At 55.2% G+C, this 25415-nt stretch carries 25 protein-coding genes and 1 other RNA gene; 18 read left to right on the top strand and 8 right to left on the bottom strand.

Annotated elements, in window-relative coordinates:
* Positions 1-71 precede the first annotated feature (71 nt).
* On the top strand, positions 72-1463 hold the full coding sequence (locus tag OZ410_RS12275; RefSeq protein ID WP_277708265.1) for a transaldolase: 1392 nt from the start codon (positions 72-74) through the stop codon (positions 1461-1463).
* Between the two features lie 36 nt (positions 1464-1499).
* On the opposite strand, the gene fsa is transcribed toward OZ410_RS12275, so the two are convergent.
* The 3 genes from fsa to ffs all read right to left on the bottom strand — a co-directional run bounded on the left by fsa (position 1500) and on the right by ffs (position 3197).
* Positions 1500-2159: a fructose-6-phosphate aldolase gene (fsa, locus tag OZ410_RS12280; RefSeq protein WP_277708266.1), complete on the bottom strand. Its 660-nt coding sequence runs from the start codon at positions 2157-2159 to the stop codon at positions 1500-1502.
* Positions 2160-2209: 50 nt separating this feature from the next.
* Positions 2210-3022 carry an SDR family oxidoreductase gene (locus tag OZ410_RS12285; protein WP_277708267.1) on the bottom strand — a complete coding sequence of 271 codons (813 nt, stop codon included), beginning with the start codon at positions 3020-3022 and terminating at the stop codon, positions 2210-2212.
* A gap of 76 nt (positions 3023-3098) precedes the next feature.
* Positions 3099-3197, bottom strand: an RNA gene (gene ffs, locus OZ410_RS12290) — signal recognition particle sRNA small type.
* Between the two features lie 108 nt (positions 3198-3305).
* Between ffs and OZ410_RS12295 the strand changes: the two genes are divergently transcribed.
* The 7 genes from OZ410_RS12295 (at position 3306) to OZ410_RS12325 (ending at position 9652) form a co-directional block, all read left to right on the top strand.
* Positions 3306-4349, top strand: coding sequence for a glutaminyl-peptide cyclotransferase (locus OZ410_RS12295; protein ID WP_277708268.1), 1044 nt, complete (start codon positions 3306-3308; stop codon positions 4347-4349).
* The gene (locus tag OZ410_RS12300; RefSeq protein ID WP_277708269.1) at positions 4346-4732 is read left to right on the top strand and encodes an acyl-CoA thioesterase; all 387 of its coding nucleotides are present in this window, start codon (positions 4346-4348) and stop codon (positions 4730-4732) included. The genes OZ410_RS12295 and OZ410_RS12300 overlap by 4 nt, the downstream gene beginning before the upstream one ends.
* Positions 4733-4857: 125 nt before the next feature.
* Entirely contained in the window at positions 4858-5589 is a 732-nt protein-coding gene (locus OZ410_RS12305; RefSeq protein WP_277708270.1) for a LytR/AlgR family response regulator transcription factor, read from the top strand.
* Positions 5590-5737: 148 nt separating this feature from the next.
* Positions 5738-5989 carry a hypothetical protein gene (locus tag OZ410_RS12310; protein ID WP_277708271.1) on the top strand — a complete coding sequence of 84 codons (252 nt, stop codon included), beginning with the start codon at positions 5738-5740 and terminating at the stop codon, positions 5987-5989.
* 111 nt (positions 5990-6100) lie between these two features.
* Complete coding sequence (locus tag OZ410_RS12315) at positions 6101-8152, top strand: ATP-binding protein (protein ID WP_277708272.1); 2052 nt, start codon at positions 6101-6103, stop codon at positions 8150-8152.
* A gap of 13 nt (positions 8153-8165) precedes the next feature.
* Complete coding sequence (locus OZ410_RS12320; protein WP_277708273.1) at positions 8166-8849, top strand: response regulator; 684 nt, start codon at positions 8166-8168, stop codon at positions 8847-8849.
* Positions 8850-8992: 143 nt separating this feature from the next.
* Complete coding sequence (locus OZ410_RS12325; protein ID WP_277708274.1) at positions 8993-9652, top strand: hypothetical protein; 660 nt, start codon at positions 8993-8995, stop codon at positions 9650-9652.
* A 24-nt stretch (positions 9653-9676) separates the two neighbouring features.
* Here the strand turns inward: OZ410_RS12325 and glyA are convergent, their stop codons facing one another.
* A complete protein-coding gene (gene glyA, locus OZ410_RS12330; protein WP_277708276.1) occupies positions 9677-10951 on the bottom strand; it encodes a serine hydroxymethyltransferase in 1275 nt (424 codons plus the stop codon).
* A gap of 171 nt (positions 10952-11122) precedes the next feature.
* Here glyA and fahA point away from each other — a divergent pair, with 171 nt between their 5' ends.
* Both fahA and OZ410_RS12340 read left to right on the top strand, forming a co-directional pair.
* Positions 11123-12403: a fumarylacetoacetase gene (gene fahA / locus OZ410_RS12335; RefSeq protein WP_277708278.1), complete on the top strand. Its 1281-nt coding sequence runs from the start codon at positions 11123-11125 to the stop codon at positions 12401-12403.
* A 128-nt stretch (positions 12404-12531) separates the two neighbouring features.
* Positions 12532-13719: a hypothetical protein gene (locus OZ410_RS12340; protein WP_277708279.1), complete on the top strand. Its 1188-nt coding sequence runs from the start codon at positions 12532-12534 to the stop codon at positions 13717-13719.
* Between the two features lie 29 nt (positions 13720-13748).
* Here OZ410_RS12340 and ytxJ read toward each other — a convergent pair whose 3' ends face one another.
* Positions 13749-14147 carry a bacillithiol system redox-active protein YtxJ gene (gene ytxJ / locus OZ410_RS12345; RefSeq protein WP_277708280.1) on the bottom strand — a complete coding sequence of 133 codons (399 nt, stop codon included), beginning with the start codon at positions 14145-14147 and terminating at the stop codon, positions 13749-13751.
* Positions 14148-14257: 110 nt separating this feature from the next.
* Here ytxJ and clpB point away from each other — a divergent pair, with 110 nt between their 5' ends.
* Together clpB and OZ410_RS12355 are read left to right on the top strand one after the other, a co-directional pair.
* On the top strand, positions 14258-16858 hold the full coding sequence (clpB, locus tag OZ410_RS12350; RefSeq protein ID WP_277708281.1) for an ATP-dependent chaperone ClpB: 2601 nt from the start codon (positions 14258-14260) through the stop codon (positions 16856-16858).
* 115 nt (positions 16859-16973) lie between these two features.
* Entirely contained in the window at positions 16974-17573 is a 600-nt protein-coding gene (locus tag OZ410_RS12355) for a TetR/AcrR family transcriptional regulator (RefSeq protein WP_277708282.1), read from the top strand.
* 7 nt (positions 17574-17580) lie between these two features.
* Here the strand turns inward: OZ410_RS12355 and OZ410_RS12360 are convergent, their stop codons facing one another.
* On the bottom strand, positions 17581-18978 hold the full coding sequence (locus OZ410_RS12360) for a PorP/SprF family type IX secretion system membrane protein (protein WP_277708283.1): 1398 nt from the start codon (positions 18976-18978) through the stop codon (positions 17581-17583).
* 96 nt (positions 18979-19074) lie between these two features.
* On the opposite strand from OZ410_RS12360, the gene OZ410_RS12365 reads away from it, so the two are divergent.
* Positions 19075-19620, top strand: coding sequence for a SixA phosphatase family protein (locus OZ410_RS12365; RefSeq protein ID WP_277708284.1), 546 nt, complete (start codon positions 19075-19077; stop codon positions 19618-19620).
* Here OZ410_RS12365 and OZ410_RS12370 read toward each other — a convergent pair.
* A complete protein-coding gene (locus OZ410_RS12370) occupies positions 19598-20359 on the bottom strand; it encodes a DUF6503 family protein (protein WP_277708285.1) in 762 nt (253 codons plus the stop codon). The genes OZ410_RS12365 and OZ410_RS12370 overlap by 23 nt on opposite strands.
* A 92-nt stretch (positions 20360-20451) precedes the next feature.
* Between OZ410_RS12370 and smpB the strand changes: the two genes are divergently transcribed.
* Positions 20452-20916 (top strand): SsrA-binding protein SmpB, encoded by a 465-nt coding sequence (smpB, locus tag OZ410_RS12375; RefSeq protein ID WP_420917755.1) that lies wholly within the window; start codon positions 20452-20454, stop codon positions 20914-20916.
* Here smpB and OZ410_RS12380 read toward each other — a convergent pair whose 3' ends face one another.
* Complete coding sequence (locus OZ410_RS12380) at positions 20917-21558, bottom strand: protein-L-isoaspartate(D-aspartate) O-methyltransferase (protein ID WP_277708287.1); 642 nt, start codon at positions 21556-21558, stop codon at positions 20917-20919.
* 166 nt (positions 21559-21724) lie between these two features.
* On the opposite strand from OZ410_RS12380, the gene OZ410_RS12385 reads away from it, so the two are divergent.
* The 4 genes from OZ410_RS12385 to OZ410_RS12400 are packed head-to-tail and all read left to right on the top strand — an operon-like array spanning position 21725 to position 25397.
* Complete coding sequence (locus tag OZ410_RS12385) at positions 21725-22711, top strand: Gfo/Idh/MocA family protein (protein WP_277708289.1); 987 nt, start codon at positions 21725-21727, stop codon at positions 22709-22711.
* An 8-nt stretch (positions 22712-22719) separates the two neighbouring features.
* Positions 22720-23607 carry a 3-hydroxyacyl-CoA dehydrogenase family protein gene (locus OZ410_RS12390; RefSeq protein WP_277708291.1) on the top strand — a complete coding sequence of 296 codons (888 nt, stop codon included), beginning with the start codon at positions 22720-22722 and terminating at the stop codon, positions 23605-23607.
* 6 nt (positions 23608-23613) lie between these two features.
* Positions 23614-24273 carry a YggS family pyridoxal phosphate-dependent enzyme gene (locus OZ410_RS12395; protein WP_277708292.1) on the top strand — a complete coding sequence of 220 codons (660 nt, stop codon included), beginning with the start codon at positions 23614-23616 and terminating at the stop codon, positions 24271-24273.
* Between the two features lie 11 nt (positions 24274-24284).
* Positions 24285-25397: an exonuclease domain-containing protein gene (locus OZ410_RS12400; protein ID WP_277708293.1), complete on the top strand. Its 1113-nt coding sequence runs from the start codon at positions 24285-24287 to the stop codon at positions 25395-25397.
* Positions 25398-25415: the final 18 nt, after the last annotated feature.

Consider the following 25415-nt stretch of genomic DNA (forward strand, 5'->3'; position numbering starts at 1 on the left):
TTTAACGGCCCCTTAACAACGGTGGTTAGGGGCTTTGCTTAGATTTGTTCACTGCTATGCAGCGGAAAGCGATGCGTCATTTTTACCATGTCATAGTACTCTCGGGCCTGTTGGCTTCATGCGGCGGGCATCCCTCTGAGGACCCTTCCTTTTACTTTGGCGGCCAGATTGTAAATCCCACTTCGGATTACGTGGTGCTGTATAAAGGGGATCAGGCCCTGGATTCTGCGCGCCTGGATGCCAACGGCACCTTTGGCATGCGCCTGGACTCCCTGCCCAGCGGCCTTTACAATTTTTCTCACCGTCCGGAATTCCAGTATCTATATCTGGAACCCGGAGACAGCCTGCAAATCCGGCTGAATACGGTCGCCTTTGACGAATCCCTGGTCTATGCCGGGAAAGGGGAAGGCGTGAATAACACCCTGATGGACCTCTTTCTGGAAGCCGAAGCCGAAGACCAGGTGATCCGGGAATCCTTCGCAGCCCTGGAACCGGCGGCCTTCCGCACCCGCCTGGATTCCCTTCTGCAGCGTAAAATGCAGCGCGTGGAAGGCATGCAGGCCGAAGAGCCCCTCTCCGAAGGTGCCCGCAAAGTAGTAGCCTCCACGATTCGATACCGGAATTATTTCTACCGGGAAGGCTACCCGGTGTGGCACCGCAGGCTCAGTGAAGATCGCACCCTGCACCCCCTGCCCGGGGATTTTTACGATTACCGTAAAGACATAGCCTACAACGATTCGGACCTCACCTTCCTGAGGCCCTATTACGACTTTATGAAATTCCACATCGCCAACATGGCGTATATGGGCTGTAAAAAAGCCTGCGACAGCGATGTGGTCCAGGGCCGAAACGCCCTACATTTCAACCGCCACCAGCTGGCGATCATCGACAGCCTCGTACCCCAGCAGGTGCTGCGGGACAACCTGTTCCGGGCAGTGGCCTTCGAATACCTGCTCAAACACGATACCGAAGCCCACTTCGAAATATTTATGGAAGACCTGGAGCTGCGTGCGGCGCGCAACCGCCACCTGGGGGAGATCCAGGAACTGCGGGAAGGCATCCGCAACCTGAGGCCCAATCGGGAACTGCCGGAACTCTATGTGCAAAACCAGGAGGGGGATACCTTATCCCTGGCCAATCTGGCCGGAAACAATCGGCAAACCGTTTTCTACTTCTGGTCAGGGCCTGAAATCAGGCACCTGCGCAACATCAGCCAGCGGGTGCGCAGCCTGCAGGTTCAATATCCCCAACACCGTTTCGTGGGGATCTGCCTGAGGACGGAAAAGGACCGCTGGAAGGAAATTGTGGATAGCTACGGCCTGGACCCCGCCAACCAGTACTGGACTTCGGATTTCCAGGGCTTTGCGCACAAACTTATTGTGTACAACAGCTCCTTTAAAAGCGTTATCGCCCAGAACGGCCGGGTGGTAGACGGCTTTGCCAACCTCAATTCTTCCTTCTAGGAGAGGCTTACTTTTACAAAAATAATTATCGGAAAATCAGCCGTTGCCCTTGCGGTAATCGGACAGGAATTTCTCGAGGCCGATATCGGTCAGGGGGTGCTTAAGCAGGCCTTCAATGGCCGAGAGCGGGCCGGTCATAACATCCGCCCCGATTTTGGCGCATTCAATCACGTGCATGGTGTGACGGATGGAGGCCGCAAGGATTTCGGTCCCGAACCCGTAGTTGTCATAGATTTCGCGGATTTCAGAAATCAGATTTAGGCCATCCGTGGAAATATCGTCCAGGCGCCCGATAAAGGGGGACACATAAGAGGCCCCGGCCTTGGCGGCCAGCAAGGCCTGCCCGGGGGAAAAAACCAGGGTACAATTGGTTCGGATCCCTTTATCCGAAAAATAATTCAGGGCTTTCACCCCATCGCGGATCATGGGTACCTTCACGACAATCTGTTCGTGGAGTTCGGCCAGCTCCTCCCCTTCGCGAACCATTCCCTCAAAATCCGTAGCAATAACCTCCGCAGAGACATCGCCCCCGTCTACAATGTGGCAGATATCCACATAGTGTTTGAGGATATTGTTTTTTCCGGTAATGCCTTCCTTGGCCATCAGGGACGGATTGGTGGTTACCCCGTCCAGTACCCCAAGGGCTTGGGCTTCGCGAATTTGGTCCAGGTTTGCGGTGTCGATAAAGAATTTCATGTGTCCTTTTTAGTTTCGGTTTTACGGGTGCCTGTGCTCCCTTCGCAAAACTACAATTTATAATGATTCCGGAGCAGGCGTTCGTACCAGGTATCCGGTAAAATACGCTTAAGAACCAGCGAAAACCGCTGCAGGGGACTGCCCACGGTATAATGTACCTTCGGTGTCCTTTTTTGCAGGATGCGGTATACCGCACGAGCCACCTCCGCCGGGTCCCCGCCCTGGTCCACATGGGCGTCCATCAGCTCCAGGGATTTTCCATAGGTATCCCGGTAAGGCGAAGTTTCCGAAAGCGGGGTATGGTAGCGCCCCGAGGCAATATTGGTCGCATAATCCCCGGGGGCCAGGGTGGCTACCCGGATCCCGAAAGGCCTCAGCTCCATGCGGTAGGCTTCCGTAGCGACCTGCAGGGCACCTTTACTGGCCGAGTAGACCCCCCGGAAGGGAAGCCCCATATACCCCGCAATAGACGTGATATTTACAATGAATCCACTACCCTGCTTTCGCATCTGGGGGGCAACTGCACCCATTACCCGTAGCGGGCCGTGAAAATTGGTTTCCAAAGCCTCGCACACCTCCGAATAGGGGGTCTCTTCCATAGGACCGGTAATCCCAACCCCGGCGTTGTTGATCAGCACATCAATCCGGCCTTCCTGTTCCAGCAGCCGGGCAACCGCAGCGCGAACCGATTCCGGCTGGCACACATCCATGGCCAGTAAGGGAAAGTCCTCAAAGTCGGGATATCGACCCGGGTTCCGGGCCGTTCCGTATACCCGGTAACCCCGGGAAGCCAGGAATTGCCCTGTGGCTTTTCCCAGGCCGCTTGAGGCTCCCGTGATCAATACAACTGCAGGGTCTGGCATGGTGGGAAATTACGAATTAAATTCCTTGGGCAGGCCTCAATAGGCACATGACGCGCCCAGAATTTAGGGCATAAAAAAACGGCAAGCTACCTACATCGCACCGCTACGACCACATACCCTTGCTGCGTTCCCGCCCTGGGGGATTCTGCAGGAGCTGGTCGTGTAGGACTTGCCGCGTGCAAATATACGACCTTTTCGCATTTGGGACAAAGCCCGGGGCGCCTTAACTTAGCAAAACTTCAAGGGCTGCCCCGAGTAGCCCGGCAAAGCATGACTTAAGAATATGAATATGTGGAAATTGGGTAGTATCGGAATATTCCTCGGTCTTTTTCTGGGCTGCGGGGGGCAGGCCCTGGACAAACAGCTGCAGCTACAGTTTGAAGGGAAGGGGAAGAGCTGGAAACAGGGCGCCCGCGTTGGGGTTTCCGTGGCAAACCGCTCGGACGTGCCCCTGGATTCCGTGCGCTATTTCCTGGACGGAAAAGCGCTGGAGTATACCGACGGCACTGTAGTCCTTTCGCCCGAAAAACTCGGCACCCATACCCTGGAAGCCCGGGCCTACCTGCAAGGGCAAACGGTACCCCTGCAGGAGGAAGTGGTGGTGCTGGCCCCCGCTCCGCCGGAGCTGTACACCTACGAAATTGTCAATACCTATCCCCACGATATCGAAGCCTTTACCCAGGGCCTGGAATTCCGGGGCGACACCCTCTATGAGAGCACAGGACAGCGGGGGGCATCCAGTTTGCGCAAGGTAGATTTCCGCACCGGCGAAATCCTGGAACAGACCGCTCTGGAACGCACCTATTTTGGCGAGGGCATCACCCTCCTGGGGGAGCGCCTGTACATGCTTACCTGGCAAAGCAAGGTCGGGTTTCTCTACAACCCGAATACCCTGGAGCGCACCGGGACCTTCCAGTATGGAGAAAGCCGGGAAGGCTGGGGGTTGTGTAACGACGGGACGCGCATCTATAAAAGCGACGGCAGCCAGCGCATCTGGATCCTGGACCCGGAAACCCTGCAGGAAACCGGGCATCTGGAGACCGTCACGGACCGCTCGGTCTTCAACAAGGCCAATGAACTGGAATACGTGGATGGCCTGATCTATGCCAACGTTTGGCAAAAACCCAGTATGATGATCATCGATGCCGCCTCCGGAGCCATCACCGGGGTGGTGAATTTCGGGGGGCTGGAGCGCAGCGTAACCCAGCACGACCGCCTGGATGTACTCAACGGGGTGGCTTACCACAAAGAAAGGGGGACCTTTTTTGTAACCGGGAAACGCTGGGATAAACTCTTTGAAGTCCGGATCCTCAAAAAGACCCCATGAAACGCTTTATCCTCCACAAGGTAGTGGCACAGCAAGACCTGGATGCCCTGGACCACGTAAACAACGTGCGCTATGTGCAATGGGTGCAGGATGTGGCCCAGGCCCATTGGGAAACCCTGACGGAGCCCGAATGGGATAAACGCTACCTGTGGGTGGTGCGAAGCCACCACATCCGCTATGCCAAACCCGCCTTGCTGGGGCAGCGGCTGGAACTGGAAACCTATGTGCGCCAGGCCCGGGGGCCCATTTCGGAACGCTGTGTGGACATCCGCCTGGCAGATTCCGGCGAGGCCATTGCCAGTTGCGTCACCGAATGGTGCCTGCTCGAAGCCAAAACCCTCAAGCCGGTACGGATGCCGGAGGCCATGCGGGATAAATTCTGATAGTCGATGTAGGCCTTCCTACAAGCCAAACGCATTGATTTATAAGGGCTAACCATAAGAAAACTATGGTTTTTCTATAGTTCCATTTTGGGGCAGGTTTCTATCTTGTACAAGGATAATAAGCTGTGGATTATACCTTTGGCATCATCGACCCGGACGCCGCCTCTTACCTCCAGTTGCAACACCTGCTGGAAGGGTTTGAAGGCTTTACCCCGGTATGGCATGAGGTTAACCCCACCGACGGGCTGAACAGTATCCTGAAAGGTTCGTCAGATGTGGTATTCCTGAACCTGAACGAAGGGGCCCCGGACCTCTTTGAACTGGTGCGCGAATTGCACCAGTTCACCGATACGCCCCCGGTCTTTATCGGGATGGCATCGGACCCATCCCATGCCTACCAGGCCCTGAAGCACCAGTTTTTCGATTACTGGATCACCCCCTACTCCGAGCTGGAAATGCGCAAGACGCTCATGAAATTCGGCAAGCGCTTCCCCAGGACTACCCCGGCACCCACCCTCTGCCTGCAATCCTATAAGGACTACCAGTACCTCAATACGGACGAGATCCTCTACCTGCAGGCAGACAACAACACCACAGACTTTATCATGAAGGACGGCACCCGCATTTCCGCCTTTAAAACGCTGAAGAGTTTCGAGCAAAAACTGCCGGCCAATTTTGTGCGCATCCACCAGAGTTTTATCCTGAACCGCAACTACATATCCCGCATCAATTACGGGAAAAACCGCTGCAGCCTGCGTATTGGCCACACCGAGCTCCCCTTCTCCCGGGGGTACAAACAAAATGTGGATGCCCTGAAGGAATTGCTTACCCAGGCGTCCATCTCCGGCCGCTCCTGACCGGATTCTCCCAGAAACGGGTCAAATCCTCACAGACCCGCCACACTTACTAGATACCCTTGCGGAATTATACGATACGGGGTTTAGGGTTAATATCTTGGTCCTTAGAACGCAAAAGCAAATTAACCCCTAATAACCACTTGTGATCATGAAAAAAGTATTCTCCCTTATCGCCATCGCCCTTTTGTTTGCCGCCACCACCGCCTGCGAAGCCGATAATGCTTCCGCGGAGCAGCTCTATGACGCCCTGTGTACTACCTGTGATGACGTTGATCCGGAAGGAGAATGTACCACATGCGACGATGTTGATCCCGAAGGCGCCTGCACTACTTGCGACGATGTTGATCCAGAAGGTGAATGTACCACCTGCGATGATATTCCGGACGACAACGGGAATTAAGAACGAAATTCTTTTCAGAATTCTTTTAAGGGCCTTGCAAACCGTAAGGCCCTTTTTTAATTTGGTGTTATGGTTAATAACCCACAGGGCAAGATATTTACATTTACCTTAATGCTTCTGCTGCTGGGCGGTTGGGGGTGCAACCGTGGTGTGGATGCCCGCACCCGGGCCGAACGGCAGGCCGAGATCTCTGCACGCATTGCTGCCCTGTCGGACCCCAACCTACCCGAAAGCGCCTGGGAGGTAGCCCGGGAAACACTGGAAAAGGAATTACTGGACACAGACGGAGATAGCATACAGGCCTACGGGTTGGTAAAGCTCCTGGAGACGTATCGGGACCAGAAAGAGGACCCGGAATACCGCGCTCTGGCCAATCGTGCCCTGAGCCTGGCTCAGGACCGACGGGATACCCTGGCCATCGGGCAACTTTTCTCTGAAATCGGGATGTTTCATTACCGTCGCAATCACCAGGACAGCGCCTATTCCAATTTTACCACGGCCTACGACCTTTTTATCCGCCTGGACTCCCTTTATTTAGCCGGCCATGCCAAAAGAAGCATTGCCGCCACCAAGTATTTTACCGGGGATTACCTGAGTGCGGACGAAAATGTAGTGCAGGCCATTGACCTTTTTGAGGCGGCCGGGGACCACCCTGACAGCCGCTTCCAGATTGCAAGATGCTACAGCTTTATGGGGAGTATCTCCTCGGCCATGAACCAATATGACAAGGCCTTAGAAGCCCAGGAAAAGGCCCTGGAATTGTTAGCCGTCTTCCCAGATCAGCACGGCATGCGCCATACCCTCTACAATAATATGAGTAATGCATATCTGCAAAAAGAAGATTATTTGCGGGCCTTGCGATACCTCAACCTAATCTTAAACGCTCCCCCGGAAGAAAATATAAGCCTTCGTACCCTGGCGCTTGCCCTAATCAACCAGGGGCGGGCCTATTTCGGGTTAAAAAATTATGGGGCCGCAGAAAAAAGCTACCGGGAAGCCCTGGAGTATATTCAGCAATCTGCCGACCTGAACAACCGGCTGCCCCGGAACTATTACTATATGGCAGAACTCTTCCTGGCCCAGGAAGATACCGCCCGGGCCAGCGCCTATATTCAACTTGGGCGGGAATGGGCGGAACAATTAAAGGAAATGGACGGCCTTAAAGATATCCTGGTTTTGCAATCCAGAATTTCCCCTGCCCTGGCGCCGGCCAATATTGAGCGCCTGGATATGCTGCGGGACAGCCTGCTGAACCTGGAACGGGACAACCGCAACAAGATGGCCCGCCTGGAGATGCAGACAGACCAGTACATAGAACGGAACGAAGAGCTGGCCCGCCGGCAGATCCTGTGGATTGGCCTGGCCATGGGGGTATTGCTGCTGGGGGCATCCATCCTGATCATCATCACCCAGCGGGTGCGCAACCAGAAACTGCGCTTCCAGCAACAGCAACAGGAAGCTAACCAGGAGATCTTTAACCTGATGCTCTCCCAGAACGAGAAGGTGGAGGAAGGCAAGCACGAAGTGCAGAAACGCATCTCCGAAGACCTGCATGACGGGGTGCTGGGGGAAATGAACGGCATCCGTATGGTGCTGCTGGGCCTCAATGGAAAAACGGATGAAAAATCTGTAGCCCTGCGCGCCCAGGCCATTGAAAAACTAAAGTCCATACAGGAGGAAATCCGGGGGATTTCACACGAATTAAGTGACGCCGCTTACCGAAAATTCCATAACTTTATTTTGTCTATTGAAGATCTGGTAACCGATTATTGCGATTCGGCGGGGCTGGAACACCACCTGGAATACAGCAAGGAGGTAGACTGGGACGACCTGCGGGGCGAGACCAAGATTAACCTGTATCGCATCATCCAGGAGTGCCTGCAGAATACCATCAAGCACGCCGGGGCCACCCGGGTGGAGGTTGAACTCGGGGCAGAAGGATCTGATATTACCGTTTTGGTACGGGATAACGGAGTCGGTTTCCTGGTCAAACGGGGCAAAAAGGGAATTGGCCATAAAAACATTGCCTCCCGGGTGTCAAAGATCAAGGGCCGGTGGGACCTGAAAAGCAGCCCGGGGGCCGGGACCGAAATCACTATTGCGGTGCCCTATCACGACATGACCAGCCCCGCAGTGGATGTGGAAGCGTTCATAAGCGTTTAACTGGAAAAGAAGTATGACAATGCAGGAGCCTGAAACCATACGCATCCTGGCGGTGGACGACCACGAAATGACCACCCTGGGGTACAAATTTATCTTGGAGGACTATTCCTTCGACGGGCATACCATCCATATGGATACTGCCAAAACCTTTGCAGAGGGAGAGCATTTAATCCGGGATTCCGTCCGCAAACTCCCTTACCATATCCTGTTATTGGACATTCAGCTTTCCAACAGCCGCAACGGGCCGGTAGAGACCGGGGAGGACCTCGGAATCATCGCCAGGGAAGTAAGCCCGGGTACCCGAGTGGTGTTTATGTCTTCCTTTAGCGACAATTACCGCATTAACAGCATTATGCAAACGGTGGATCCTGAAGGCTATATGGTGAAGTCCGAGATTGACGAAGGCTCCCTGCGGGCCATGGTCAAAACGGTCATGACCCAACCCCCGTACTACACCCAAAAGGCGCTGATGGCCATCCGCAAAAAAATGGCCAACCGAATTAACCTGGACGAAAACGACAAACAGATCCTGTATCACCTGTCCATCGGGACCAAAACCAAGGATATGGTAAACCACATATCCCTTTCCCTGCCCAGCATCGAAAACCGCAAACGACAGATCAAGTCGTTATTCGGGATTGAGAAACAAAATGACCAGGCCCTGATTGCCGAAGCCCGGGAACGGGGCTTTCTCTGATTTCCCAGGGAAAACATCCATCCAGTCAACATTGAAAACTATATAACAAAACCATAAATATTTTATGGTTTTTTTATACTTCTATCTCTCGCCTTCTCAATACTTTTGAGGATAAGGGACATTATTTAGCGATTGACAGATATATGATGACTTGGAATTATCCCTTTGACCTGACCAGAGAAATACAAACCAGAGCGTTTATCCAGGGGGTAGATGCTTTTGAGAAGGGCCTCGAGCGGCTCTTTTTTGCTTCTGTTCAAATTCAGCGCAGCACCCCTGAAAATGGGAAAGAACAGCTGGTGCTGGAACTCAAATGTCCGCTGCCTTTTGTGGAAGCCCTCTATCATTTCCGGCAGGGAACCTGGGGCGGCAGTCTGGCAGGGCCCGATGTACAGGTACATCCCCCATCGGTGAGTACCCTGATCGAAGATCTCAACCTGTGCAATGAGGAGGCTTTGAACCTTTCTGAAATCCTCCTGGAGTTCACAGATCTCACTTTGGTCATTCAACATAGCGGCGCGCAACCCCTGGACCGGATGCTGCCCCTGCTTTTTGAAAACCTGTCACGGGAATACGTCTCCATCAGCCACGGCTCCCAGGCCCTCCCTAACGAAATCTACATCCCCGTCCAGGCCGATGAGACCACGGGGTACCTGGCGGAACACCCGGACGGCAAATCGCCCTATCGCTATTGGGGCCTGTACTTCGAAAATGAGATAGAAGGCAAAGTCTATGACAGCCATATCGGCGATTGGAATGCCCCCGGCATTGACCTGTTGCCGCCTCCCGGCTTAGGCTTATAAGCTTACCCCAAAATGTTTAAGCAATCAGGATGCGAATAAGGGACGGTGTCCCATCCATTCCCGAACCTCCTGGCGCACGGCTGCACGGATCTCCTCGGATTCCGGGGCGGCAAGCACGCGGTCAATAAAGTCCACCACCTTTTCCATATCGGACTCTTTTAAACCCCGGGAGGTTATGGCCGCGGTGCCAAAACGGATCCCCGAGGTAACAAAGGGGGACTGGTCGTCAAAGGGCACCATGTTCTTGTTGGCTGTGATATCGGCCATTTCCAATGCCTTTTCCGCATCTTTCCCGGTAATGCCTTTGTTGCGCAGGTCTATGAGCATCATATGGTTGTCCGTCCCGCCCGAAATCAGGTGATAATCGCGGGCTACAAAAGCCTTGGCCATGGCCTGGGCGTTCTTTTGCACCTGCAGGGCATAATACAGGAATTCATCGGTCAGGGCCTCGCCAAAGGCCACCGCTTTGGCTGCAATAATATGCTCCAGGGGCCCGCCTTGGTTCCCCGGAAATACAGCCAGGTCAATCAGGGAAGACATGCTGCGTACCTTCCCGCTCTTCAGGGTCAGGCCAAAGGGGTTGTCAAAGTCCTGGCCCATCATGATCATCCCGCCCCGCGGGCCCCGCAGGGTTTTGTGGGTGGTTGTGGTTACAAAATGGCAATGGGGCACGGGGTCATTCAGGATGCCCTTGGCAATGAGCCCGGCCGGGTGCGAAATGTCCGCCAGCAGGAATGCTCCAACGGAATCGGCAATTTCCCGGAACCGCTTAAAGTCCATATCCCGGGAGTAAGCGGAGGCCCCGGCAATAATAAGCTTGGGTTTCTCGGCGGTGGCAATTTCCGCGATTTTGTCGTAATCCAGGCGCCCGGTTTCCCGGTCGACCCCATAAAACACCGGACGGTAAAGTTTCCCGGAGAAGTTCACCGGCGAACCGTGGGTCAGGTGCCCTCCATGGGAAAGATCAAAGCCCAGGATGGTATCGCCCGGCTTCAGGCAGGCCATATAGACTGCCGCATTGGCCTGGGAGCCCGAATGGGGCTGTACATTCACATAGGCGGCCCCAAAGAGGGCCTTCGCCCGCTCAATGGCCAGGGTCTCCACCTGGTCCACTACCTGGCACCCGCCGTAATAGCGCTTGCCCGGGTATCCCTCGGCATATTTATTGGTCAGCACCGACCCGGCTGCCTCCATCACCTGGGGGCTGGTAAAATTCTCCGAGGCAATCAGTTCTAAACCGTTTACCTGGCGGTCCTGCTCTGCGCGAATCAGGTCAAACACTTGCTGATCTCTTTCCATATGTCTGTAGGATAAGGGGTTAAGGTTGTTTATTAGCCGTTTTATTCCGGGGATTTACCCGGCATTTTCGGCCATCCCGTCAAAGGGGTAAAAGTACAAATTGGAGGACGGTAAACCAGATAAAATGATATCTTTGATTGGGAATTTATCAAACGAGAATTAACAATTGCTATGGCTATTTACGCAAACGACCCCAGGCGAAAATCCTGGATTAACGTCCCGGAACATTCCGATTTTCCAATCCAGAACATCCCCTTCGGCGTCTTTCTTACACGGGACGATGTCATTACCATCGGGACGCGTATAGGCGATACAGCCATAGACCTCGGGGCTATGCACCAACTCGGCTATTTCCGGGATATCCCCCTGACCGAAGACATCTTCCTGCAGGACAGCCTGAACGACTTTATTTCGGACGGAAAAAAAACCTGGCGACTGGTGCGCAACCGCATTGCCGAGGTATTTGACGTGAACACCCCGGACCTACAGGAAAACGAAGCCCATAAAAAAATCATCCTGTTTGGCCTGGATGAAATAGAAATGCAACTCCCGGTGCAGATTGGGGATTACACGGATTTCTATTCCAGCAAGGAACACGCCACCAATGTGGGCAGCATGTTCCGGGACCCGGAAAATGCCCTATTGCCCAATTGGCTGCACCTGCCGGTGGGCTATCATGGCCGCAGTTCCAGCATTATCCCCAGCGGCACCCCGGTGCGCCGACCCAACGGACAAACCCTGCCCCAAGGTGCGGACACCCCCGTTTTCGGGCCCTCCAAACGGGTGGATTTTGAACTGGAAATGGCCTTTGTCACTACCGATGCCAACACCCTAGGGGAGCCCATCCCCATAGCAGAAGCAGAGGATTACATCTTCGGGCTGGTCCTGTTTAACGACTGGAGCGCCCGCGACATCCAGAAGTGGGAGTACGTGCCCCTGGGGCCCTTCCTCGCCAAGAATTTTGCCTCCTCCATCTCCCCCTGGATTGTAACCATGGACGCCCTGGAGCCCTTCCGTACGGCAAGTCCGGCCCAACAACCCGCCCCCCTGCCCTACCTCCGGCAAGAACGCCCGGGCAGTTTTGACATCCACCTGGAAGTGGACCTAATCCCGGACGGCTCCGATGCCACTACCATTTGCCGGTCTAATTTCAAGTACATGTACTGGACCATGGCCCAGCAACTGGCCCACCATACGGTAAACGGCTGCAAGGTGAACAGCGGCGACATGATGGGCAGCGGCACCATTTCCGGGCCTACCCCGGATTCTTACGGCTCCATGCTGGAGCTGGCATGGGCCGGAAAAAAGCCCCTCACCCTGGAGGGTGGGCAAACCCGCACCTTTATTGAAGATGGGGATACGGTGGTTTTCCGCGGGTTTTGCGAGAAAAATGGGCTCCGGATCGGGTTTGGGGAAGTGAGCAGCCGCCTGTTGCCCGCCCTTCCGCTATAGGCCCAGCCCTGCTTTTTATTGGTGTTTTTGATCGGGATTATACGATCCCTGGCCGATTTGCGTTCTAAGGATGGTCGGTTTTGGCACAACCCTTGTATGGTGCCTGTATAACCCAAAATCAAACCGTCATGAAAAAAGCACTACTCTACGGACTCGCAATGACCCTGGCTTTTTCCTGCGGAGGCGTGAAAAAGACACAGGAAGCCCTGAACACCGGGAATTATGAACAGGCGATCTATCGCTCCATCAATACCCTGGTAGACAACAAGAGCAAAAAGGGGAATCAACCCTATGTAATCCTGCTGGAAGAGGCCTTTGCCAAGTTCTCGGCCCGGGAACTGGAAGAAATTGCCTTCCTGCAACAGGGCGGCAACCCTGCAGACCTGGAATCCATCTACCGCAAGTACAACCGGCTTAAGGAGATACAGAGTCGCATCCGGCCCCTGCTCCCGCTGCCCATCTATGAGGAGAACCGCGATGCCCGGTTCCGTTTCGGGAATTACGATGCTGACATCCTGGACACCCGGGATGCCCTGTCCGAATACCTGTATGCCAATGCCTCGGACCTGTTGAAGCAGGCCAGCACGAAATACGATTACCGGCAGGCCTTTGACGACTTCCGCTACCTGGAGGAAATCAACCCCGGCTATGCGGATGTGCGCCAGCAAATGGAGGAAGCGCACCGCAAGGGTATCGATTATGTAAAGGTGCGTATGATTAACGATACGCAGCAGATTATTCCGGAACGTCTGGAGAGCGAGCTGCTGAATTTCAATACCTACGGCCTGGACGACCTTTGGACGGCCTACCACACCAATCCGCTGGACGAAATCGACTACGATTACGAAATGCAGGTGGCCTTCCGCAACATCCTGATCTCTCCGGAGCAGGTAAATGAAAGGCAGGTCATCAAGGAACGGCAGGTGAAGGACGGTAAGAAATTGTTGCGGGACGAGGCCGGGAATGTGGTTAAAGACAGCCTGGGGAATGAAATCGAAGTAGACCGCATGCGTACCGTACGCTGTAACTTCTATCAGTTTACCCAGCAGAAAACGGCCCAGGTAGACGGTACGGTTCAGTTTATTGACCTGCGCACCCGCCAGGCCATCAACCAGTACCCCCTGGCCAGTCAGTTTGTCTTTGAGCATGTCTATGCCAACTACGATGGCGACCGCCGTGCCCTGGACAACGACCTGGTGGCTCTGCTGGACCTGGCTGCCGTACCCTTTCCATCGGACGAACAAATGGTGTACGACGCAGGGGAAGACCTGAAGGCCCGGTTAAAGAACATCCTGGTCAGTCAGAAATTCAATTAAAATAACAACCCCGGACTTCCGGGGTTTTTTTATGGGTTTTCTGAAAGAGAAAGGCCCAGGAGCCCGCTATGGGAAGCGGCTTCCCTTAATTTACCCGATTCAATGATCAGCAACTGTGGGGATTCGTGCCGCAGGGCATAGCGCTCCGCGATGGCCTGGGACAACCCCCGTTGCCCGATAACGTCCAGCAGGTGAAACCCAGCCTGGTCACGGGCCGGGGCCCACTGACGTTCGAAACGCCTCAGGGTCATCCCACTGAGCCCGCAACGGGTGGAGTGCTTAAAGATCAACTGGGGCCGGTGGTAACTTTCTGCTTCCAGGGTATTTAATTGTTCTTCCTGTTCCAGGGGGTTCCAGGATATGCTATCTCCGTTTTCGCGACCCCCGGGCGTGTCCCCGCCCAGCAGCCGACTTAAAAATGCGCTCATATTTCCTGTCGAAATGTCTGATTAACCAGGATTTAAGCCGCCATAATGACAGCTATTCCCGGATGGTAAGGTTCTTGAACGTATGGGTTCGAATTTAAGACTTACAACCCATGAACATAAATAATTTCACCATAAAATCCCAGGAAGCGCTCCAATTGGCACAACAGCTGGCCCAGGAGATGGGCCACCAGCAAGTGGAGAACGAACACCTCTTTAAAGCCCTTTTCCAGGTAGACGAGAACGTGATGCCCTTCCTGCTCAAAAAACTACAGGTGAACACCGCCTTGCTGCAGCAGATGCTGGACAAGGAACTGGAATCCTTTCCCAAGGTTTCGGGCGGGAACCTCATGTTTTCCCCGGAGGCCGGACGCACCCTGAATGCAGCCAGTTCCCTGGCCAAAAAAATGGAGGATGAATATATCTCCGTAGAACACCTGCTGCTGGCCATTCTGGATTCCAAATCCCGGATCGGGCGGATGCTCAAAGACCAGGGGGTTACCGAAAAGGACCTGAAAAAGGCCATTGAAGAACTGCGGAAGGGCGGAAAAGTTACCTCCCAGAGCGCCGAGGAAACCTACAACGCCCTCGATAAATATGCCCGAAACCTGAACGACCTGGCAGACAAGGGAAAACTGGACCCGGTAATCGGGAGGGACGAGGAAATCCGCCGCGTACTCCAGATCCTTTCCCGGCGTACCAAAAACAACCCCATGCTGGTGGGGGAACCCGGAACGGGAAAAACCGCCATTGCGGAAGGGCTGGCCCACCGGATTGTGCAGGGCGATGTGCCGGAGAACCTGAAAGATAAGGTGCTCTACTCCCTGGATATGGGGGCCCTAATTGCCGGTGCCAAATACAAAGGAGAATTTGAGGAACGCCTGAAGACCGTAATTAAGGAGGTTACGGGTTCGGACGGGCATATCATCCTGTTTATTGACGAGATCCATACCCTGGTAGGTGCCGGGGGCGGGCAGGGTGCCATGGATGCCGCCAACATCCTGAAACCGGCCCTGGCCCGGGGTGAATTGCGCGCCATCGGGGCCACAACCCTGGACGAATACCAGAAATATTTTGAAAAGGACAAGGCGCTGGAACGCCGGTTCCAGAAGGTGACCGTAAACGAACCGGACACCGAAAGCGCCATTTCCATCCTCAGGGGGCTGAAAGAAAAATACGAAACCCACCACAAGGTGCGGATTAAGGACGAGGCCGTGATAGCTGCCGTGGAGCTCTCCCAGCGGTATATCACGAACCGTTTCCTCCCGGACAAGGCCATAGACCTGATGGACGAAGCCGCCTCCAAACTCCGGATGGAAATCAATTCCAAGCCCGAAGAGCTGGACGCCATGGACCGCCGCATCATGCAACTGGAAATTGAAATCGAAGCCATTAAGCGGGAAGACGACCCCGCCAAGCTCAAAGCCCTGAATATAGACCTGGCCAACCTGAAGGAACAGCGGAACGAGATCTTTGCGCAGTGGGAAAGCGAGCGCGAGGTGGTGGATGCCATTCAGCGCACCAAACAGGATATCGAAGAATTCAAAGCCGAAGCCGAGCGCGCAGAGCGCAACGGCGATTACGGCCGGGTAGCCGAACTTCGCTATGGAAAAATCAAAGAAGCGCAGTCCAAACTGGACACCCTGCAGCAGGAACTGGAGCAGCAGCAGGCTCAAGGCACCCTGATCAAGGAGGAAGTTACCCAGGAGGACATTGCGGAAGTGGTGGCCAAGTGGACGGGCATCCCTGTACAGAAAATGCTGCAGAGCGAACGGGAAAAACTCCTGAAGCTCGAGGATGTGCTGCACAAGCGCGTGGTAGGTCAGGACGAAGCCATACAAGCGGTTTCCGATGCCATCCGCCGCAGCCGCGCCGGGTTGCAGGACAGCAAACGGCCCATTGGGTCCTTCCTGTTCCTCGGGACTACCGGGGTAGGTAAAACCGAGCTGGCCAAGACCCTGGCCGAATACCTCTTCGACAATGAGAACGCATTAACGCGTATCGACATGAGCGAATACCAGGAACGGCACGCCGTAAGCCGCCTGGTCGGAGCACCTCCCGGGTATGTTGGCTACGATGAGGGCGGGCAACTGACCGAGGCGGTTCGCCGCAGACCCTATTCGGTCATCCTGCTGGATGAAATCGAAAAGGCGCACCCGGATACCTTTAACATCCTGCTGCAGGTGCTGGACGAAGGCCGCCTGACGGACAACAAGGGCCGGGTAGCGGACTTCAAGAATACCATCATCATCATGACCAGCAATATGGGCAGCCATATTATTCAGGAAAAGTTTGAAGGCGCCCCGGACCTGTACAGTGCCACCGAAGCGGCCCGGGTGGAAGTGCTGGGATTGCTGCGCAAGACCATCCGCCCGGAATTCCTGAACCGGATAGACGACATCATCATGTTCACCCCCCTGAGCAAGGACGACATCCGCCAGGTGGTACGCCTGCAACTGGATCAGTTGCGGCGCATGCTGGATAAACAGCACATCAGCATAGATGCCACCCCGGACGCTGTGGAGTTCCTGGCTGAAAAGGGCTTTGATCCCCAATATGGGGCCCGCCCCATCAAGCGGACCATTCAGCGGGAAGTGCTCAATCGCCTTTCCAAGGCATTGCTGCAGGGGGACATCAAGGCAGACAGTGCGGTGTTGATCGATTGTTTTGACGACGACCTGGTGTTCAGAAGCCAGGACCAATTGGTTCAATAAGCTGGCATGCCCCATAAAAACAAGCCCCCCGGCCAGATACCGGGGGGTTTTTATTTTCCCGGGGGTAACATACCTTTCCGTATCAATTCATATATTCGTAACAAATAACCCCTAAATGACCACTAAGGCCCAGCGCACTACCGCCTACATCATCGAGACGGTTGCCCCTATTTTTAACAGGCAGGGCTACGTGGGCACCAGCATGAGCGACCTCACCCAGGCCACCGGCCTGACCAAAGGGGCGCTTTACGGGAATTTCGAAAACAAAGATGCCCTGGCCCTGGCAGCTTTTCAGCACAACAGCACCCGCCTGCTCAGCGGCCTGGACCAGGCAGTGCAGGAGGGGTCGGATGCACGCCAGCGCCTAGCTGCCCTCATGGATTTCTACCGGCACTACGACCGCTTTACGCACGATATGGGAGGGTGCCCGGTGTTGAATGTAGGCATAGATGCCCAGTTTAACCACAGGACCCTGGCCGCTGCGGCGCGGGAAACGGCCCAAACCATTGAAGGAAAGATCGCCCTGTTGCTGGAGGACGGAGTAAAAGCCGGCGAATTCAGGCTGGCCGTACCTCCCCTGCAATTTGCCAAACAGTTATACACCATGATCCAGGGCGCGGTTGCCATGGCCACCCTGGCCGCGGACCGCAAATACCTGCACAATACCATTACCTATCTGGAATTGCTCCTGAGCCGGGAGCTAAAGCCGGTCTGAGTTCCTTTTACCGGATCCTGAGGATCCACAGTTCCCCTTTATACCTGCCTCCCAACCCACTGTCGCGTGCCGCACGCGCCGCTTCCATGGTCGGAAACCGCCCGAGGTGTACGTAGTTGAACTGGTTGGCCTCCCTGAAGAAGGACTGGGGCTCCAGCCCCTGGGCTTGCAACTGGCGCATAAAGGCCTCAAAATACTTTTGGGTACCGAAGACATTGGCAATCAGGTAATATCCGGGTTGTAGCCCGGCCTCGGCCGCCACCTCCTGATACCGCTCGCCCTGCTGGGGCTGTACGGTAACGGCCCGGGCGGCCTCTACACGGGCCAGGGAATCCGCAAGACGCTCCGCGACAGCCTGGCGGGCCGCCTGCTGCAGGGAATCCCGCCGCTCTTGGGCCGCCTGCCGGGCAGCCTGTTCAGCAGCAATGGCATCCTGTCGGGCACGGGCTTCTTCGGCCTCCTGTAACAGGTCTCGCTCTGGCAATACCGGGGCCTGCCGCGCCCTGGGCTTTTCCTGGGTTAATTTAGGGCCCAGGTCCAGGGCAGCCATAATGCCATAGGTGAGGGCGTCATTATCGGGCTGAGGAGAATCGTATTCCACCACCCCGCCCAGGCTTAGGCGGTCCAGGAAACGGCCACCCAGCCCCAGGGATGCCCCATAGAAACTGTTGTAGCCTCCCTGGGCCCAGAACCTGGAGGCAGACCAAAGGACATTAAAACCATATTGGGTATCGTACCCGGGAAGTCGCCGGATATATACCTGCGGACGGATAAACCCGGGGCCCGGCCCCGGAACCGCCGTGAAATGCAGCATGCCCGTAAAAATTTTTTCCCCGGAATCGGTTACGGCCGTACTGCGCGTAATATTGTAATCCACAAGGTTTTCGGAACTCATGCCCAGGGCAAATTTTCCAATCCCTACCTGCAGGGCCGGAGCCAGCCGCATGACAAAGTCACTGCCCCCCGTAAAGGGGGCAATCCCCTGTTGCAGGAAAAACCGGTTGTCTGCCACCTCCTGCAGGTAACCAAAAAGGTTGGCCCCCACATCTATACGCACTTTAGGAGACAGGGTAAAGCGGTAGGCGGTATGGAGGAAGCCCCCGGTCTGCAGGAATACGCCGGTGTTGTGTTCCAGAAAGCCAGCCCCGTAGGCCATGCGCTTGCGGGCGCCTGTATAGGAAACCATAACAGAGGTGGGATCCAGGTCTATGGTCTGCCATTGCCAGCGGGACCATGCGGAAAACCGGTGGGTGTACTCCTGTTCCAGGCTCATGACAGGGTTAAACAACTGGGGGGCTACCAGCAACAGGTTCTGCTGGCGCAAATCCGAGGGGAGGTTGGGGTCCTGGGCAAAGATGCCCTGGAGCATCAGCAAGGAGAGTAAGACGCCAAATCGTTTTCCCATAACCCGTCTTTGGTATAAGGCGCCTTATACTAAATTTGATTATCTTCAGTTTTAGAACAGGCGCATGCCCATCAAATGTACATAAATCGGCTCGATATGAAAATTTTTCGGACGGCATTGGCAGGGCTTTCCCTGCTTGCCCTGGTTTCCTGTAAGAATACATCGGCGGATGCCGCAACCCCCGAAATTCAGGAGGTTTCCACCTTCTATTTTATCCGGCATGCCGAAAAGGACCGCAGCAACCCGGACAATCCGGACCCGGAACTGATACAGCGCGGCCTTGGGCGCGCCATGCACTGGGCAGAAATCCTGAACCACGTGCCCCTGGATGCCATCTACAGCACCGATTACGCCCGCACCACCATGACCGCGGCGCCTACCTCCGTTAAAAAGGATATTACGGTACAATACTACGACCCATCTACCCTGGATATCGAAAAATTAAAGGCAGACCACCTGGGTCAGCATGTGCTGGTTGTCGGGCATTCCAACACCACCCCGGACCTGGTCAATAAGATGCTGGGGGAACCCCGCTACGAGGCCATGGACGATGCCGACAACGGCAGCCTCTTTATCGTGACCCTGGTTGGCCGGCAGGCTACCGCTACCCGCCTGTACTTCAATTGTAACTGCCCGGAGTAACGGTTACCTCCTCGAGTTCAATCCGGGAAAGCTCTTCCAGCCCTCCTGCGTCATAAATGCTGTCCAGCCCTGCAACGGGCAAGCCTACTTCTGCTTTGTAATTGATGTAATCCTGGAAACGGATTCCGCCAATTCTACGGGTATTGTAGGCCTCCCGGAAGCGAAGCCCCCCGCCGTTGGTGTGGTATTCGTAGGCCAGGTAGTCCGGGTTAAAACTTTGGGTGTTGAACCAGTAGACAAAGACGTCCTCGAAGTCCTCGCCCCCGCCCTGCTGGTCGAAAGTGACCCGCACCTTGTAATACTCCTGCCCCTTAAGCGCCACTTTACCCAGGAGTTCCCTGTTTACGGCCGCATCATTAAGGCCGTAGGGCAGGTAGGCAAAATAATGGACGGAATTCACCGAATTTCCGTAGCGCTGCTGCAGGCTGTCCGGCAAGGCTACCGCCGTACTGTCAAAAAGCCGGGTAAATGCTCCCCCTTGGAGGATGTCTGTAATTACACCGGAATCGGTTTGGGTTTCCCGCTCATATACGCGCTGCCCTGCTTCCCGGTGGTAGCGGTAGGCGCGGTTCCTGAAACGAAAGGCAATGGCATTTTCCAGGTAGGCCTGCCCGCCGGCGGAATCTATAGAACGGATAACGATCTCGTCCGCAGTCAGGGGTTTTTCAGGGGCCTCCCCGCATTGGGACAGCATGGCCACCAGCCCGGCGGCGCACATAAGCATTACAGTTTTTTTCATATCAGAATTCGGTTTGCCATTGTGTCGCGGCAGCGGGCCACACCTTTCAGCACGTGCCGTTCTTTCCGCATAATTTATCTTATTTTTGCCGCATGTTGCAAAAGCGCATCGACATCCGGAACAAACGGGCCCGCTTCGATTACGAAATCCTGGAAACCTTCCAGGCCGGGATTGTATTGTCCGGCACGGAGATCAAGTCCATCCGCATGGGAAAGGCTTCCATCTCCGAAAGTTTCTGCGAATTTAATGAACGTGGGGAACTCTTCGTGATCAATATGAATGTAGAGGAGTATTCCCACGGCTCCCATTACAACCACCAGCCCAAGGCTTCCCGGAAATTATTGCTGAACAAACGGGAACTGCGCAAGTTGCACAAGGAGGTGAAAACCTCCGGGCAAACCATCGTGCCCCTAAACCTCTATCTGAACGATAAGGGCCTGGCCAAAATGAAGATTGCCCTTGCCCGGGGGAAAAAGCAATACGACAAACGGGAAACCATCAAGGCGCGGGAATCCAAGCGACAACTGGACCGCGTCAAAAAAGCCTACAACAACTAATTAATTTTTGTCGCCCAGCATGGGGACAAACCGGAAGGCACCGCAATCTTGTTTTTCAAATTCCTTTTCGGAGGTTCGCTGCACCAGCACCATGGTCTGGCTCTCTACCCCCACCGGGATCACCATCCGGCCACCAATGGCCAGCTGGGATAGCAGTGCTTTAGGGATTTCAGGGGCGCCAGCGGTTACGATTATCCCGTCGAAAGGGGCTTCCTCCGGCATGCCCTTATAGCCGTCGCCAAAGATGAACTTCTTAGGCCGGTACCCCATCTTCTTAAAAAAGAGATTGGTTTTCTTAAAGAGTTCCAGCTGGCGTTCTATGGTAAAGACCCTGGTCTTCAGGTGCAACAGCACCGCAGTCTGGTACCCGCTGCCCGTCCCGATTTCAAGGATTTTGTCACCCGGTTTGGGGTCCAGCAGCACGGTCTGAAAAGCCACCGTGTAGGGCTGGGAAATGGTTTGTTCGGCGGCTATCGGAAAGGCTTTGTCCTGATAGGCATGGTCTTCGAAACCACTGTCCATAAACAGGTGCCTGGGGATGGTACGAATGGCCTCCAGCACTCCCTGGTGGCGAATGCCCTTGGCTTCCAGGGTCCTGGCCAGCTGATTGCGTTTTCCCTTATGTTTCAGGGTGTCCCTCAAGATGGTTGGTTTTCTGCTAAATTAGAAAATCTCCGGCATTTTCCGGGCGGATGGCCGGGTTTTCGGCCGCCCCGGCCAGCGGTGGTTGGCGCCGGCCAAGCTTCCTGCTCGGGGGCCATACGCGTCTCACAAACTATGCCTATTTTTGCGGAAAAATAGAGCCGATATGATACGAGCCGGCGTACTGGGTGCAGGACACCTGGGCAAAATCCACCTCCGGTTGCTGAAAGAATCCTCCCGCTATAACCTGGTAGGCTTTTACGACCCCGACCAGATTCGCGGCAAAGAGGTTTCCCAGCAATTCGGGATCCCCTACTTCGACAACATCAATACCCTGATCGAAGCCTGCGACATGGTAGACATCGTAACCCCTACCCTCTCCCACTACGACTGTGCCCGCAAGGCCATCCTGGCCGGAAAACACGTCTTTATCGAGAAACCGGTGACCCACACCCTGGAAGAGGCCGAAGCCCTGCTGGACCTGGTCCGGGAAAATGGCGTACAGGCCCAGGTAGGGCATGTGGAGCGCTTTAATCCGGCCTTCACTGCCGTTGCGGGGCAGTTGGAGAACCCCATGTTTATCGAAACCCACCGCCTGGCCGAATTCAACCCCAGGGGGACCGATGTACCGGTGGTTCTGGATCTGATGATCCACGACATCGATATTATCCTGAGCGTGGTACCGGCCCCGGTTAAGGATATACAGGCCAGCGGGGTCTCCGTCATCAGCCAATCCCCGGACATTGCCAACGCCCGTATCGTCTTTGAAAACGGCTGTGTGGCGAACCTTACGGCCAGCCGGATCTCCCTGAAAAACATGCGCAAGTCCCGGTTTTTCCAGCGGGACGCCTATGTCTCCGTGGATTTCCTGGAGCGGAAAGTGGAGGTGGTCCGGATGAAGGACGCCCCGCAGACGCCCGGGGACTTTGACATGATCCTGCAAAACGCCGAGGGGGACCGCAAGCAGATTTATTTCGAGAACCCGGAAATCCACCCCAACAATGCCATCCTGGACGAACTGGAAAGCTTTGCTGACGCCATTGCCACAGGCGCAGAACCCCCGGTTACCCTGGAGCAGGGCACCCGTGCCCTGGATGTGGCCCTGCGGGTGATCGCAGCCTTTGACAACACCGAACACACCCCCCAAAACTGAAGACAGACATGAAAAACATTACAGTAATCGGGGCAGGTACCATGGGCAACGGCATTGCCCATGTCTTTGCCCAAAACGGCTTTGAGGTATCCCTGGTAGATATTTCAGAGGAACGCCTTGAAAATGCCCTGAAAACCATCGGAAAGAACCTGGAACGTCAGCAGGCCAAGGGACTGCTCACCGAGGCGGAAACCCAGGCCACCCTGAAGCGGATCCAGACCGGGACCGAACTACGGGCGGGGGTGCAGCAGGCAGACCTGGTGGTAGAGGCAGCAACGGAAAACGCCCACCTGAAAAAGGAAATATTCCGTGAAATGGACACCCACAGTCCTTCCGGTGCCATCCTGGCCACCAACACCTCTTCCATTTCCATCACCGAAATTGCCGCGGTTACCGGGCGCGCGCAGCAGGTAATCGGGATGCACTTTATGAACCCCGTGCCCGTCATGAAACTGGTGGAAGTGATCCGCGGATACAGCACCAGTAATGCCGTTACCCAAACGGTCCTGGAACTCTCCCGCCAACTGGGAAAAGTACCTACCGAGGTGAACGACTATCCCGGGTTCGTGGCCAACCGCATCCTGATGCCCATGATCAACGAGGCTATCGAAACCCTGTTTCACGGGGTGGCCGGAGTGACTGAGATCGACTCGGTGATGAAGCTGGGCATGGGCCACCCTATGGGCCCCCTGCAATTAGCAGATTTCATTGGCCTGGACGTGTGCCTGTCCATCCTGGAAGTGATGCACAAAGGGTTCCGGAACCCGAAATATGCACCCTGCCCCCTACTGGTCAAAATGGTTACGGCTGGTAAGCTTGGGGTAAAATCCGGGGAAGGCTTCTACGATTATTCCGAAAGCCGGAAAGCCGAGAAGGTCTCCCCTCAATTCCAATAATTCCCCATGAGCATTGCCCAGCAATTGAAGGAAATACGGGAAGAATTGCCCAAGGGCGTAACCCTGGTAGCCGTCTCCAAAACCAAGTCCGAAGCAGAAATCCTGGAGGCCTACCAGGCCGGCCAGCGCATCTTCGGGGAAAACAAGGTGCAGGAAATGGTCTCCAAATACGAGGCCCTACCCAAGGACATACAATGGCATATGATTGGCCACCTCCAACGCAACAAGGTCAAATACCTGGTGGATTTCGTAAGCCTGATCCACGGGGTAGACAGCCTGAAACTCCTCAAAGAGATCCAGAAGCGGGCGGCCGGGGCCAACCGGGTGGTAGATTGCCTGCTGCAGGTGCATATTGCCGAGGAAGCCACTAAATTTGGTTTTGATTCCGGCGAACTGGAAGCCTTACTGGGCAGCGGTGCCCTGGAAGCCTTCCCCAATGTGCGCCTGCGGGGTCTCATGGGGATGGCCACTTTTACCGACGATACAGCCCAGGTACGGCGGGAATTCCGCCATCTGAAAACCCTCTACGACCGGGCCCGGGAGGCCTGGCCCAATGCAGATACCCTGTCTATGGGGATGAGCGGGGATTATCCCACGGCCATTGAGGAAGGCAGCACCATGGTGCGTATTGGAAGTCGTATCTTTGGCTCCAGGAATTACGGATAATATTCACCATCGTGTACGCCATACTGGACATCGAAACCACCGGGGGGAAATTCAACGAGGAAGGGATTACGGAAATCGCCATCCACCGCTTTAACGGGCGGGAAGTAGAAGATACCTTCATTAGCCTGATCAACCCCGAACGGGACATCCAGCCCTACGTACAAAAACTCACCGGCATCCGGCCCGAAATGGTGCGTACCGCCCCCAAGTTCTTCCAGGTGGCCAAGCGCATTGTAGAAATCACCGAGGGTTGCATCCTAGTTGCGCACAACGCTCCCTTTGATTACCGCATCCTCAGAACGGAATTCCGCCGCCTGGGCTTCGAATTCGAACGTAAAACCCTCTGTACCGTAGACCTGGCCCAGCGCCTGATCCCTGAGGCCGAATCCCACAGTCTGGGCAAACTGGTAAAAGCCCTGGGTATTCCCTTAAGCAACCGCCACCGGGCCAACGGGGACGCCCTGGCCACCCTGAAGCTCTTCCAGGTACTGCTGGACCGGGACAATGGGAAGAGTATCCTGAAGGAAACCATCCGCCAGGAAACCCATGGCGAGCTCTCCGGGCGGCAATTGAGGCTGGTAGAGCAGGTGCCTGTGGAAACAGGCGTGTACTACCTCTACAGCAAGGAGGGGGACATCCTTTACCTGAACGCCTCCAACAATATGAAACGGGACGTAAACCGTCATTTTACAGGCGATGGAAAAATGCCCCGGGCCCTGAGCAAACTCACCCGGGAGGTCCGGTTTGAAGCTACGGGGAACGAATTGAGCGCCCGCCTGAAGGCCTACAACGAGCTGAAGGAAGTGCGCCCGCGGTTCAAGCCCCGGAACCTTCGCCCCAAGGGAGAGCCGCCCAGCAGCCTGAGTATAGGGGCGGAAACCTATTCCCTGCACGGGCGTGACTGGCTCCTGGTAGACCGGGGCCGCGATGCCGGGGAACGGGCCGCATTCTGGCTGAAGGGGCAGGAATTGAGGGGCTTCGGATATTATGGTTTAAACCACCAAATCAATAATATTCATATCTTAGAATCCCTGATCACCCCAATGCGGGATCCCGTGGGCGGCCTGGTTCTTTTGGCATCCTACCTAAAACGCAAGAGCGTGATGAAGGTCCTGGAAATCTGATAGCCTTTGGAGCAGCAC

Source organism: Robiginitalea aestuariiviva (genome assembly GCF_029537735.1).
GTDB lineage: Bacteria > Bacteroidota > Bacteroidia > Flavobacteriales > Flavobacteriaceae > Robiginitalea > Robiginitalea aestuariiviva.